12 protein-coding genes are annotated in these 14254 nt (G+C 41.1%); 5 read left to right on the plus strand and 7 right to left on the minus strand.

What is annotated here, in order from left to right:
* The first annotated feature begins 9 nt into the window (after positions 1-9).
* Together LVD17_RS22385 and LVD17_RS22390 are read left to right on the plus strand one after the other, a co-directional pair.
* Positions 10-705, plus strand: a complete 696-nt coding sequence (locus LVD17_RS22385; protein WP_233761480.1) for a PIG-L deacetylase family protein — start codon at positions 10-12, stop codon at positions 703-705.
* Entirely contained in the window at positions 696-1997 is a 1302-nt protein-coding gene (locus tag LVD17_RS22390; protein WP_233761482.1) for a trehalose-6-phosphate synthase, read from the plus strand. The genes LVD17_RS22385 and LVD17_RS22390 overlap by 10 nt, the downstream gene beginning before the upstream one ends.
* 70 nt (positions 1998-2067) lie before the next feature.
* On the opposite strand, the gene LVD17_RS22395 is transcribed toward LVD17_RS22390, so the two are convergent.
* The 4 genes from LVD17_RS22395 to LVD17_RS22410 form a co-directional block, all read right to left on the minus strand.
* Positions 2068-2826 carry a nucleotidyltransferase domain-containing protein gene (locus LVD17_RS22395; protein WP_233761484.1) on the minus strand — a complete coding sequence of 253 codons (759 nt, stop codon included), beginning with the start codon at positions 2824-2826 and terminating at the stop codon, positions 2068-2070.
* A 267-nt stretch (positions 2827-3093) separates the two neighbouring features.
* Entirely contained in the window at positions 3094-3258 is a 165-nt protein-coding gene (locus LVD17_RS22400; protein ID WP_233761485.1) for a YqaE/Pmp3 family membrane protein, read from the minus strand.
* A 265-nt stretch (positions 3259-3523) separates the two neighbouring features.
* Entirely contained in the window at positions 3524-4222 is a 699-nt protein-coding gene (locus LVD17_RS22405; RefSeq protein ID WP_233761487.1) for a LytR/AlgR family response regulator transcription factor, read from the minus strand.
* Positions 4222-5349, minus strand: coding sequence for a sensor histidine kinase (locus LVD17_RS22410; RefSeq protein ID WP_233761489.1), 1128 nt, complete (start codon positions 5347-5349; stop codon positions 4222-4224). Before LVD17_RS22410 ends, LVD17_RS22405 begins: the two co-directional genes overlap by 1 nt.
* 215 nt (positions 5350-5564) lie before the next feature.
* Here LVD17_RS22410 and LVD17_RS22415 point away from each other — a divergent pair, with 215 nt between their 5' ends.
* On the plus strand, positions 5565-6455 hold the full coding sequence (locus tag LVD17_RS22415; RefSeq protein ID WP_233761491.1) for an ABC transporter ATP-binding protein: 891 nt from the start codon (positions 5565-5567) through the stop codon (positions 6453-6455).
* A 3-nt stretch (positions 6456-6458) separates the two neighbouring features.
* Positions 6459-10019, plus strand: coding sequence for an ABC transporter permease/M1 family aminopeptidase (locus LVD17_RS22420; RefSeq protein WP_233761493.1), 3561 nt, complete (start codon positions 6459-6461; stop codon positions 10017-10019).
* A 197-nt stretch (positions 10020-10216) separates the two neighbouring features.
* Here LVD17_RS22420 and LVD17_RS22425 read toward each other — a convergent pair whose 3' ends face one another.
* Positions 10217-11095, minus strand: coding sequence for a hypothetical protein (locus LVD17_RS22425; RefSeq protein WP_233761495.1), 879 nt, complete (start codon positions 11093-11095; stop codon positions 10217-10219).
* A gap of 176 nt (positions 11096-11271) precedes the next feature.
* Between LVD17_RS22425 and LVD17_RS22430 the strand changes: the two genes are divergently transcribed.
* On the plus strand, positions 11272-12507 hold the full coding sequence (locus LVD17_RS22430) for a tetratricopeptide repeat protein (RefSeq protein WP_233761497.1): 1236 nt from the start codon (positions 11272-11274) through the stop codon (positions 12505-12507).
* Here LVD17_RS22430 and LVD17_RS22435 read toward each other — a convergent pair whose 3' ends face one another.
* Both LVD17_RS22435 and LVD17_RS22440 read right to left on the minus strand, forming a co-directional pair.
* Positions 12508-13200 carry a LytR/AlgR family response regulator transcription factor gene (locus LVD17_RS22435; protein ID WP_233761499.1) on the minus strand — a complete coding sequence of 231 codons (693 nt, stop codon included), beginning with the start codon at positions 13198-13200 and terminating at the stop codon, positions 12508-12510.
* Complete coding sequence (locus LVD17_RS22440) at positions 13175-14239, minus strand: sensor histidine kinase (RefSeq protein ID WP_233761500.1); 1065 nt, start codon at positions 14237-14239, stop codon at positions 13175-13177. The genes LVD17_RS22435 and LVD17_RS22440 overlap by 26 nt, the downstream gene beginning before the upstream one ends.
* Positions 14240-14254 lie beyond the last annotated feature (15 nt).

A 14254-nucleotide genomic window follows, 5' to 3' on the forward strand; every position in this document is an offset into this window, starting at 1 on the left:
TCATTAAAGATGATAGAAGAATATATAAAAGACAGAAGATTAACATTTTTATCACCGCATTATGATGATGTAGCATTTTCTTTGGCAGGAGCTATGCCCAAAATATTAGCGGAAGCAGCCACCTGTGAGCTTATCAATGTATTTTCGACTTCCAATTTTGTTTACGAGAACACTCATGATATAAGATATTCGACCGAACTCAGAAGAAAGGAAGATGAACTGGCACTGCATACATTGGGTAATATTGTTTTAAGCTATGCCGGTTTTGATGAAGCCCTGATCAGAAATAATAACCGCGATGCTTTATTTATCAGTGGGCCGAGGTACTTACATGAATCGGATTTACTGCTTAAGGACCTAATAGCTGAGTATTTGTCAAAAATTCCTGAGGACCAGGTGGTTTTTATTCCGGCGGGTTTCGGTGGTCATATTGACCATCTAATACTGCAAGAGGCAAGCCACCAGCTCGACCATACGAAGATTTATTATTCAGATTTGCCCTACGCAGGCAATGATACACTATACTTCAATCAGTATGCAAAAAACTTCACCAAGAATAAAGTACGGATAACTATTGGCCTCAGTGATAAGGCACTAGAGCTGCATTTGAAGGTATGCAAAATGTACAAAACACAATATCAGGAAGCTTTTACACCTTCAATAACCAATTTTTTACAGACCAACGAATTTTCTTTATGGGTATAAAAAACTATATTTTCGCCTCTAACAGAGGACCGGATTTTGTATCCAATGGGCTATCGCACTTTGCAGCGGGAGGAACCCAGGATGTTTATAGGCTAATATGTAAAGAACTTGCCAAGAAATGGGTATGTATAGCTCCCGATAAATACGAGTCAGATGAGGTAATTTCTGACTGCAGTGAGCTGGATGTATTGTTTGTAGACAATGACACCTATTTTGGGTATTATTATCGCTTTGTATCGGAATATCTTTATCCCAATATACTGGGATCCAAAGGGTTATATAGTGCAGCAAGTGCAATAAAAGAATTTGACGATGTAAGTAAGGCTGTTGCAAAGAAAATTGACAACCACAATGGTGTTATACTTTGTGATTATCATTTATATAAAGTACCCAAATACATGCGTAACAGTAACAAATCTCACTTTTTCTGGTTTTTACCTTTTCTTAATCCACCTAAAGATCATCCGGTATATAATGATATTGTTAAGGGCCTGGTAAAAGTAGATACGCTTTGGTTTCTGCATGAGGATTATAAAAATAACTTTGTAGATTTCGCAGGAACCATTTTTGGTTATAACAACTTGCCTGCGGTAGAAACCCTAACCTTGGGACCCAGTGCTTTCTTTTCGGAAAATCGCAATATTTCAATTGAAGATTTTAAAAAGCTTATTCTAAAGGAGTTTAAAATTCAGCATGACGCAGATTGCTCTTATTTAATCACTGTGGCCAGGCTAGACTTTGTAAAAAAAATACCTCTGCTCCTTAAAGCTATGAGTATAATAGAAAAGGAGCATATGCTCAATATTAAGCTGATGATCCTGGCTCCCCATCATAGAAAAAACTCAAGGTTTTATCAGCAGGAAGAAGCAAAGATACAGAAGCATCTGGATGAACTGGAACGAAGTGACCAGGTATTTCTTTCTCATAAGTTGTTAAGCAGAGAGGAACTTGTTGTCTTGTATAAATTTGCAGACCTGTTTATTCTACCCTCAACAAACGATGCCATGCCGTTAACTCCATTGGAGTATGTTTTGGCCAATAAGGGTAATGGTGCTGTTGTTGTAAGCGACTCAGCTGGAACATCAAAGATTCTACCAGATTCTACGTATATTTTCAAGCACGATAACCCACTATCACTGGCTCGGAAAATAATGGATGCGCTACTGGCCACAGAGCAGGGAAAAAGTGACTGGATGGCTAAAAATAAGCATATGGTTTCCGGCATAACTTCAAACAGTTGGATCAATCAAATTATAACGGCATTGGAACCCTGCCACGAAAGGATTAGTTAAAACAACTTGAGTGGCAGTTAGTCAGGATGATAGAATAAAGGAACTATGGTGAATACGACGTAAACCTATTTTATTTTAGCTCAATACTGGCTATACTTGGTATCCTGAAATTTCTGAATTCATACTTGCTATCAAGTTCGTTTAATATATCACGCATTTTACAAACTCCCTTAAAAGTATCGTGTGGATCCTTACTAAAAGCTAAAATCATAGCCTCCTCCCATCCGTCTGGCTGAAAGTCAAATGCCTTAATCTGTTTTATTAAGTTATTAGGTGATCTGCTGATAAAGTAGGATTTGTTGAGCAGGGCAATGGTATGTGCAAACTGATTGGTCAACTCTATTGATGACCACGACAGTTGAATAAAGTCATCAGAATGATACGCCCTATAGGCTTTGGAGAAATGTGCAATAAATGTATTCAGTTCAACAGCATTTTCAAATTGTTTCGGATCACGTTTCAGGTTATTGTAGATATTGATTAAACCCGAATAGGTATTTTCGGCATCAAAGTATACCTTCATATTAAGGATAGAGCCTGCTTTTAATGGCCATTGCATATTCAGGTACTCCATCTCCTTCCTTAACGTATCAATCGGTATTACACGTAAATCAATGTAGGTGGTACCATACAGATATTCGAACCAATTGGAAACTCCGTGTTTTATGGCTACCACAAAATCGAGATCCGAAAATGGAGTAAATTGGTTAGCAGCAAAAGAACCTTTTATCCCAAATAACAGTAGTCTGGAACCATATTTCTTTTTGAGCTTATCTAATATGTGTAATGCGATTTCATCAGGCTCTTCTTGTAGTGGGATTAGTTCCATTTAATAGTCCAATATTATTCTTTAAAACATGATATATTATGTTAAAAATAAAAATAAATAACTAAAATAATATGTTTTCATGGACAATTAATGATATGGTGATTATCTAAAGCTCCAACTATTGTACGTTATGAGCTGATCCTTAGACCTTTAAAAGGGCCTGGAAAATTAATGTTTGCATTTAGTCATGATTGTTTCAGAGTTGGAACAAATTCTTATTCCAAATTTACCAATTCCCGACAACCCCTCACCAGATACTAAAAACTCTTATTTATCATGCTTGGCAATAACCCATATAGCATGTATAATTCCCGGAAGAAAGCCCAGAAGAGTCAGCAGGATATTTAACCAAAATGCACCGCGGATACCAACGGTAAAAAATACGCCTAATGGAGGAAGTATGATGGCAAGTATTATTCTTATGATGCTCATGTTGTATGTTTAAAAAAGTAAGCGAAAACTAAGGAATAATTGGTAATTGACAAAGTTTCGGGTTTTCGGTATTCTGTGAGTAAGTAACCGCTAATGAGTAATCAGTGAACAGTAATCGGCAAATGGGAAATGGTTTCAATGCTCTTTAAGACCTCACTTCAAGGGTCTGCTTCTTTTGTCCTTTAACAGGACAATCTTATCCAGATGGCTATTCCCAAATATTTTATACCTACAGGATTATCGCTGTAGGAGGAATTCACCTTTTTCATCGATACCCAATTATCTTGCTCACAACGCTTCTGTACGTTTGGCCAATAGGCACTTCATGCCGGCCGATTTTAATTCTGTTGCCTTCTATAGTGCGTATTTTATCCAGCGCTACAATGAATGATTTGTGAACACGCAGAAACTGGTTTTCGGCAAGCAAAGACTCAAAGTGAGAGATTTTTTCATGGCTGATGATCATATCATCTTTCAGGTGCAGTTTGGTGTAATTGCCATAAGCTTCAACATACAGCAGGTCAGGGGTAAAAATCTGATGATATTTTTTATCACCTTTTACAAAGAATCCTGCACCTGGCAGGGCAGGCTCCTGGCTGGAAGGTATGGCTGGTTTTGTAACAATGGCCTTGTTAACTGCCTGTACGAGCCGGTCGAAGCTGAATGGCTTTAACAAATAATCTGCTACATTGAGCTCATACCCCTCCAAAGCAAACTCCTTGTAAGCAGTGGTAACTATAACCTGAGGCGGGTTGGTGAGAGTTCTCAGGAAGTCAAAGCCTTTGAGTTTAGGCATGTTAAGGTCCAGAAACATAATGTCTACGGTGGCACCGTTAAGGTACTGCATGGCCTCCATGGCATTGTAGCAATGTTTTTTTAGTTTCAGGTGTGGCAGCATACTGCAAAACTCCTCTATAAGCTCATGCGCCAGCGGCTCGTCATCTACAATGATGTAAGTGATCATTATTGGGTGTTAATACTTAAGTTGGCAGTAAATATACCTCCCTCATCCGTAATAGCCAGTTGATGCCTTTCAGGATATATCAGGTCTAATCTACGCTTTAAATTATCTAAACCGATACCTGCAGGCGCACTTTTTTGAGCCGGGTCAAAGTTGTTTTTAATACTGAAGCATATGTTTTTGCCATTTCCGGTGAGGTGCATGTCAATATACGCACCGTCTGATAGTGACTCTACCCCATGCTTAAAAGCATTCTCCAGCAGAATGATAAAGAGCAACGGAGCTACCTGGTCATGGTCATCCACTTCGTGAGAGAAGCTGATATCGACCCTTTTGTGATAGCGGATTTTATGCAGATCGATGTAGTTATTCAGATATTCAATCTCTTCTTTAACCGATACAAGGCTCTTTTTACCCTCATAGATAGTGTACCGCATCATGTCTGACAGCTTCAATATTACTTTGGGGGCATCATCCGAATGTTTTACAGTTAATGAATAGAGATTGTTGAGGGTATTAAAAAAGAAATGTGGATTGATCTGTGTTTTTAGCAAAGCCAGCTCAGCGGCAGTTTTATCTGCTTTGAGAGATTTCAACCATTTCCATTGCTCATAGCCCCAAAGCAAAAGAAACAGGGGTATGGGCAGTATCATCAGGGTAAAGGCAAAGCCCTTTTCAAACTCAATATAATGTTCAAAACTTTCGGAAAACAGCCTTACATACGACCAATAGCTAAATAAAAGGATATATAAAGCCAGAATATACAGCCGGTACTTGAGAAAAAACGATGGGGTAAGCATATAGAGCAGTCCCATCCAGAAAGTAATGATCAGAAATATGGTGATGGGATTGTCCGGAATATTCAGGTACGAATCAAGCCAGATAGCCACAATCAGGATTGAAATAAGCCCAAGCACACGGTAAACTGTTTTTCGCCTCTGTTTCAGATAACCCATAAAATGGAAAGGCAGGGAGATGACGACCCACCAGAATACAAACAGCAGTGTATTTACGGCCACCTCACTTTTATCAATGAGGATAAAGCCCACCGAGGCAAGTATCTGAATAAGTATGCAGGTAACTATCAACCCTATAAAAAAGCCCTTATACTTCTTAAGCCATTCAATCATGCTTCAAAATTAGTATGTATGAAGTAACTACCTAATTTTCTTGACGAACATGGTGATTATTGACACGAATGGAGTGATTCTTAAGACCAACCGGTATTGATTCCCGAAACAGGTCTGTCTGTAGCTGAAAGCTATGGGTTAATCACTCTTTTTAGCTGCCATTACTTCAGACATATACATTTGATCAAAACTGATAAATCACCAAATGTATTGCTATGAATATTCTGAAAATCAATAACCTGACCAAGACATATGCCAATGGTGTTAAGGCGCTGGACGGCGTCACGCTTACCATTACCAACGGTATGTTTGGTTTGCTCGGCGCCAATGGAGCGGGAAAATCATCTTTAATGCGGACAATAGCCACACTACAACAACAAGATAACGGCACTGTCAGCTTTAACGGACATGACATACTGCAGCACCCTCAGGAGATAAGGAAGCACCTGGGTTACTTACCTCAGGAGTTCGGCGTTTACCCCAAGGTTTCGGCAGAAAAACTTTTAGACCATATAGCGGTACTCAAGGGTATTTCTCATAAGAAGGAGCGCAAAACCCAGGTGGAGAGCCTCCTGCATCAAACCAACCTGTATACACACCGCAAGAAGCATGTACACACCTTTTCCGGCGGCATGCGGCAGCGGTTTGGTATTGCTCAGGCACTTTTGGGAAATCCGAAAATAATCATTGTAGATGAACCCACAGCCGGTCTTGATCCGGAAGAGCGGAACCGCTTCCTTAACCTGCTGAGTGAAATAGGGGAGAGCGTAATCGTCATCCTATCCACCCATATCGTGGAAGATGTACACGGCTTATGCTCCGAAATGGCCATACTGGACAATGGACGCATCATTAAAGCCGGGAAACCCGCCGCCCTGGTGGCGGAGCTTCATGGGCAGGTCTGGACCAGCATAGTGGCTAAGGATCAGCTGGAAGGCTTCAAAAAGCGATTCAATGTAATATCCACCAAACTGGTGTCGGGCAAGACGCAGGTAAGGGTAAGGTCATCTTCTGTGCCGGAAGCTGTCTTTGAACCTGCCACCCCTGGCCTGGAAGATGTATATTTTGCTTCAGCTTTTGATCACAAAAAAACTGTAAATCAATAAGATATGATAATAGATTTGTTAAGATTCGAGGTCTTGTACCAACGCAGGCAGCGTGCCTTGTTCCTGCTATCTCTCGTATTTTTGGCTTACGGCCTGCTTATAGGCAGCATGGGGCATGCTCCGGCCAATGTCAACTTTAACTCGGGTTATCAGCTTCATTTTTACACCGGCCTTATGACGCTTGGCAGTGTATTTATAGCCATGTTTTTTGCTATCAGCGGGGTGATCCGGGACAGCAAACATACTATGGAAGGTATTTTATACAGCACGCCTATATCCAAATGGCAATACTTTGTGAGCCGACTTACAGGTGTATATGTATTTAGCTTACTTACCTTCACCGCCTTTCTGATCGGTCATATAGCAGGCACTTTTTCTCCGTCGCTGGACACTTCAAGGGTAGCCACATTCAATGTTTTAAACTACCTGCAGACCTGGTTAATATTTGCCGCGCCTAATATTTTCATTTGTGTTGCGCTGGTTTACTGTGTTGCTCTGCTTACCAAAAACAGCATTGCTACCTATGTTAGCGGAGTTTTCATATATATGTTGTATATGATCAGCTCTATAACCTTGAATTCACCACTTATAGCCTCATCGGTACCCGCAAGCCCGGAAGGACTCATGGCTGCATCCCTGGCAGACCCTTTTGGACTGGCACCTTTCTTTGAACAAACCCAATACTGGACTGCACATCAAAAGAATAATCAGGTGCTTTCATTTACAGGTTTTCTGCTCTGGAACCGGCTGATATGGGTTGCTCTGGCCTCAATATGCCTGGTGACGGCTTACCACAAATTTTCATTTCGCAAGCCTAACGCCAAAGTACAGCGCAGACAGCAGCCCAAAATGGAAAGTGTAACAGCAAAACCTTACAAACCCGTAAAAGTAAGCAGCGATATTTCAGCCCAATGGGGCTCATTTATGCACCTGACAGGCAGCCATCTGCAAGCTGTTTTCAAGAGTCTGCCTTTCATTGGAGTTATGATTATATGGGGCATAATAGCTTTTTCTGAGATTTATTTCAGAGTTGCAGGAGGTGGAGATTACCATGATAGCATATACCCTTTTACCAATAAGCTGATCGGGTTACTGGCTCAGCCACTGCAACTGCTCTCGCTGATACTCATTGTATTTTATTGCGGAGAGATCGTCTGGAGAAACAGGGATTTTAAATTAGCCGGCATAATTGATGCTACGCCGGTATCCAATACTATATTTTTTCTATCAAACCTGGTAACTGTACTTATGTTACCATGTATTTTGATAATATCCGGTATACTGATATCTGTACTGTTTCAGTGGTACTCCGGCTACTATCACGTTGAGTGGGACCTGTACCTTGCTATGTTTTACTACCAGGGCTCTGGCTTACTTTTTTACTGTTTGTTTGCACTATTTATACAAAGTGTGATACCCAATAAATATGTAGGTATGGGCCTTTCCGGTTTGCTGATTCTTATGCTGGGAACATTTTCTCATCATATTGGTATTGAACATCCAATGCTCAGGCTTGGCATCAATCCAGCCCCAGGATATACGGAAATGAATGGTTTCTCCATACAAACCACGGCATTTCACCATTATAGCATTTACTGGTGGTCATTGGGAGCGATATTGGTTTTATTGGCCTTCCACTTAATGCAACGTGGGGTAGTAGTAAATATGAAGTTCAGGCTCAGCCGGTTATCTCAGGGGTGGACCGCCAGTCAGCGCATTGTACTTGCCACACTGGTTATGGCCTTTATCTCATCTGCATCGGTGATTTACTACAACACTCATATTAAAAACGAGTATGTCAGCTCAACCGGGTATATGGACTTGAAGGAGCAATATGAAAAACAATACAAGCAATACGACAGCCTTGACCGGTTAACCCATGCCGACATTTATACCGAAGTTGACCTTTACCCAAAAGAGAACCGGTATACCATTCATGGTCGTCACACATTGGTAAACAACAATGATCAGCCTCTGGAGAAAGTGTTCGTTCATGAAAGAATAGCGCTGTCGTCCATAGCTATTGGGAATGGCAGGCTGGCACTTCGCGATACTGCGTACGGGGCTTATCTTTTTGAATTTGATCCTGCCATCGGGCCGGGCGAAAAGGTGACCATGACTTTTGAACTCGCCAGAATGTCGTCCGCTTATGAGGTAGATCATGCCATTGTCAGTAATGGCACATACATCACTTTTAGAGACTACGAACCCATGCTGGGCTATAGCAGCAGTATGGAGATCAGCAATGAATACGAAAGGAAAAAGCGTGGTCTGCCGGAAAGAGAGCATGAGAAAAATATTGAGAGCCATTTGCTCAAAGATGACATCAAGATCAGTAAAACATCGTTCGAAACCATAGTTTCTACTGACACTGATCAAACAGTAGTTTCCGTGGGGAACCTGCTCAGGCAGTGGGAGAAGGGGGGCAGAAACTATTTCCATTATAAAGCTCCTTTTAACATACTGCCATATATCGCCTATTTCTCTGCAGATTATGAGGTACGAAAAACAAACTATAAGCACATCTCAATAGAGCAGTATTACCATCGCGGACATGAGTATAACCTTGATAAAGTGGAAGAAAGTACTATCCGGACCCTGAAATATTGTACGGAGAATTTTGGCAGCTATCCCTTTCATCATATCCGTATTGCTGAGGTGCCGGGAAGCCGTTCTTTTGGTGGGATGGCGCAACCTGGCACTATCAGTATGGTAGAAGACAGGCTTTACCTGGTTGATATCCGTGACACCAGCGGGTTTGACCTCGTAAGTAAGCGGACCATTCACGAGGTAGCACACCAGTGGTGGGGTATGATACTCACACCCCGAATAGTACAGGGCGGATCTATATTTGTGGAAGGCTTTGCTAAATATACTGAGGCTGTGGTAATGGAAAAAATGTACGGCAAAGGGGCAGTCTGGCAGATCGCCGAAACGGCAAATCATACCTATTTCAACGGACATGCTTTTGCCTCTGAGCCCGAACCTCCCATTTACCTGGAGGATGGTGAGCATTACCTGGCCTATGGCAAGCACTTTACGGTTATGATGGCCATAAGAGATTTGATAGGTGAAGATAAGGTTAACCAGGTGCTACGTACACTAACCGACAAATATCGCAGCCATGATGAACTGCTGGTAGCATCGCCGGAGCTTATAGATGCATTGCACAGTGCTACTCCAAAGCAATACCATACTCTGATAGATGACTGGTTTAAGCGAGTAATTACTTACAACCTGTCTGTGGAAGAGGCCTCAGTTACCGCCCTGAAAAACGGCAAATACAGGGTGGACATGGAGGTTATTGCGCGTCGGTATAATACGATGGAAAATGGTGAAAGCAAGCTTATTAGCATCAATGAGCCAATAATGATTGGAGTTTTTACAAAGCACCCAAAGGAAGTAGGTGAGGAGCACTCCATACTGTATCTGAAGCCGCATACCATAGATAAAGACAGGGTTCATTGTAGCATTATTGTTGACGAAGCCCCCACACACGTTGGCATAGATCCCTACGGTACCCGAAGTGATGAAAATCTGTTTGACAATATCATGGAGCTGTGAAATGTAAAGAGTGGTGTCCCGAAGGAAATATCGGGACACCTCAAAATTAAAAATCGGGAATCTCCTCTCCATTGCGGGCTTCTTTGTCTTTACATTTTTCTGATCAAGGGGCGAATTGGCCTGGAATGGCAACGAACAAAATTAAACTTCAGCTTTACCAAGCTCACATTGGAGAAAAACCGTCCTCAAGGGAGGATTTAATATAATTCCCTGGAGTCCGGAGAATCTTCCAGCTCGCGTGTCATGCGGTTGATCACCCGGTCCATTTCTTCTGACTTCTCATGTAGTTTATTGATCTCCTCTTCAAGGCCATGTACATTTTTATTGTGGATGAAGAGCCTGGTGATGCCCAATATACTGGCCAGTGGGCCTCTGATCTCATGTGATGTGATAAAGCCAAGGTTAACGATTCGATCGTAAGTTTCTGACAGCTTTTTGGTACGTTCCCTCACCCGTTTTTCAAGTTCCCGATTCTTGTCAGACAGCACCTCTTCATAACGGTTAATGATGCCGATGAATATATTGATGATTAAAGTGACTATCAAAAGGCCGGCAATGGTGGGAGCTTTGTAGAAATAGTAGTTTTCTATTAAAAAGTCTATCTGAGGCTTGGGGTCAGAAAGCGCATAAATGATTTTATCTATGAAACAAACCCAGAAAAAATAATAAAACAGGGTTACGAAGTATATCTTTCTATCAGTCTTACCACTAAACAAAAATGTGGTGACCGTTACCAATATGATCGTAACAATCATATAACTAAGGTATTGCCCTGAAGGTGTATAGCCGTTGATGAGCAGGTGTAAAAAAGGGTTGAGTGTGATAAGATAGGCCAGGATAACTTTAGAAATGATATACCTCCCTGACTCATTCCAATAAATATTGGAGAAGTAAATGAGGCTAAAAGTAAGGAGAATATAGGCATTGAGCGTTTCCCCAATGGCAAAGTTGACAATACTCAAAATCATCAGGGTAGGGCCAATAATCAAAGTAATAGCATTAATTACCTGGACAATCCTCCTCTCCCTGAAATTCTGGTTTCTGCGAACACCGATATTGAGAACTTTACTGATCAAAAGCTACACCTTTTTTTAACCCTAGAAATTAGTGCTTTTGCTCCTAACTTCAAAGTCCTGTGTATAACAGAATCCAGTTAGTTTAATTTGAGGTTTTGTTAACTATTTGTTAAACAATGCCATAGATATTCAGTTTCCTCGCCGAAAGAATATATTGAGGAAAAAAACCGGATACCATGAATAAAGCCTTACTCACAATTATTCTTGCTCTAATGGCTGTCAGCGCGCACTCCCAGCATGCATTACCCAACATAGAAGCGCATACCATAACTTCCGACATACTAAGTGCAGATAGGGATGTTCTTATCTACCTTCCTTCCGGTTATGATGTGCACAAGGACAAGCATTACCCAACACTCTATATCATGGATGGGCAGTGGTATTTCTATAACGGTGTTGCTATTCAAAAGACACTAAGGGGTGAACTGTTGCTTCCTGAAATGATTATAGTGGGTATAAACATGCCCAGGCCCGAAAGGGATAGCATATATAGCTATCATTGGGATGAGTTCCGACACTTCATCAGAAATGAGGTGGTTTCATTTGTTGATGCAAAATATCGTACTTCTGCTGAACGGCTGCTATTTGGATGGGAAAGCAGTGCAGCCCTGGTCACCAGCCTGCTATTCGATGACGGTAGTGTGTTCAAAGGAGCTATTGCGACCAACGGTACATACATTACCCCGGAAATGACCGACGCTATGGCCAGGCAGACACAAGGGAGTAAAAAGCATCTTTATATAGCCAATACTATCAAAGATATTTACAATATCGATGCCTCAAACCAGTCGGTTGCGGTACTTACACAAAGCAATTTGCCCGATTTGGTGTGGGAATACCGTTTGTTTGACAGCGAAATACATGAATCTTTAGCTTATGTCTCTATTTACGAAGGCCTGAAATTCTACTATCGCAATTTCGCCTCCCTGGCTTTTAGCAGTATCGATGAATTCAATGCCTTCGGTGGCATCCCGGAGATCAGGAATTATTTCATACGGCGGGGTGATCAATTCGGATTATCAACAGATGTAGATAGCAATACCAAAAACAGCCTGATCTGGCTGGCATGGCGTCGTGATAATTTTAAGGCATTCCAGCTGTTTATGACCGAGTTCTCAGAGGTGCTTTCCACAAGAAGATATGCCTCAGCTTACTGGCAAAACAGGTTCGGACAATTCTACCTTAAGCATAAGGACTTCGACAATTCTATTCATTATTTCACCCAGGGGATTAACCTCTATCCGGATGATGAATATATGGCTCTGATGTATAGTGGACTGGCCACGGCTTACCAGCACAAGGGTAACATGAAACAGGCCAGAATAAACTATAAGCAAGCTGTAAAAGCAGCTGAAAAGAACAATGACCCTAAACTGGAACTTTACAGATCGCAATTAAATGGTGTGAAATAATCACTTTGAATCAAACCGGAGGTCAAATACGGCCTTATATGTTTTCCCGATCGGAATTTCCTTGTCCTTAATAAAGATCGTTTTATTTCTGACTTTTTCAATTTTACCCAAGGGTACAATGTAGGAGCGATGTACCCTTAAAAAACCATCTCCAAGTTCGTTTAAAATGGTTTTCATAGGCATTCGGGTCACTACAGGCCTGGAGTTATCCAGGTGAATTCGTATATAATCAGCCAGACCTTCAACGAAAAGAATATCGTTGAGCTGAATCTTCACGACACTGTAGTCAGCCCGAATAAAAATTTCTGACTGTTCTTTGTCTTTTCCCTGCTGCCTGAATGTCATATACTCCCGGGCCTTATTAACAGCTTGCATAAAACGTGTAAAATCGTATGGCTTAAGTAGATAATCAATGGCATTTAAATTAAAGCCTTCAACTGCGTATTGACTGTATGCAGTCGTAAATATTACCATTAATTGCTGATCAAGACCTTTGAAAAAGTCAATCCCGGTAATAGCCGGCATCTGAATATCAAGAAATATCAGGTCGATATCATGTTCAGCCAGAAATCGCTTAGCCTCTAAGGTGCTGGTAAAGGTATTTTGCAGATTAACAAAGCTACATTTAGCGCAAAAACCATCGACAACCTGCAATGGCAGTGGTTCATCATCTATGGCGATGGCTTTTATCATTATCTATATTTAAAGTTAGCTCGACCCGGTAAGTCTTATCAGAGTCTTTTAAATTTAGTTGATGTAATGAAGGATACAAAAGGCGTAGCCTTGATTTTGCGATATCCATGCCATACCCGCTTTTTTCATGGGCCTCAAGTGTTACAGCCACCTTGCTGTTCTCTGCTACCAAAGACAGCATTTCATCGGTAATCTTAATGTGAATATCAATGCGAGAATCTACATCCGGGTTCACACCATGCTTAAAAGCATTTTCTATATATGGGATAAGCAGGAGTGGTGCAATATACTTACCATCCGTGTCGCCCTCAACTTTATAATTTAACTCCACTTGTGGTCCCAGTCTCATCTTTTGTAACTCAATAAAGTCATCTATATAATTCAATTCCTTTTTGAGAGGCACAAAATCCTCATCTGCTTCCGTTACCACATAGCGCATAAGCCCTGATAGCTTAAAAATTCCATTAGCAGCATCAGGCGAATGATCGCGTAAAGCTAGAGCATATATGCTATTTAAAGTATTAAATAAGAAATGTGGGTTAATCTGACTTTTTAGCGTATTGATCTCCATCTCATTTTTGATAGCCTCTACTTTAAACAATCGTTCGCGCACCTTCAGCAAAATGGAAAAAAGAATAACAGATACAAACAAAAGGATATTGTGATTGACCACCGTTATGAAATTCACATTTTCCGGTCTGACAGGCATGTCCGGAGTAGGCATAATCCGAGCATCCCCTACATGCCAGGGCACAACACCTGTCAAAAATGAAGGCAGCAGTATGATCATCCCGAAGGCAGCAAAGATAAGTATACCATAGATAGTATATCGCTTTGAAAGAAACAGTTTGGGGATAAAATAGTAATAATTGGCATAGAAGAATGCAATCATCAGCAAATTTGAAATGAAATCCCGTAAGGTAGGCATAGAGTAGAGAAAGTTTTTCTCCTCCGGAGGATGTGGAGAAAGTATAATTGGTAAAGCCAGAAAACAGGCTACTCCCAGAATATGCCAGATAATAAAACTTCTGTTACGCATATCCGAAAATAGTGA

It is taken from the genome of Fulvivirga ulvae (assembly GCF_021389975.1).
GTDB lineage: Bacteria > Bacteroidota > Bacteroidia > Cytophagales > Cyclobacteriaceae > Fulvivirga > Fulvivirga ulvae.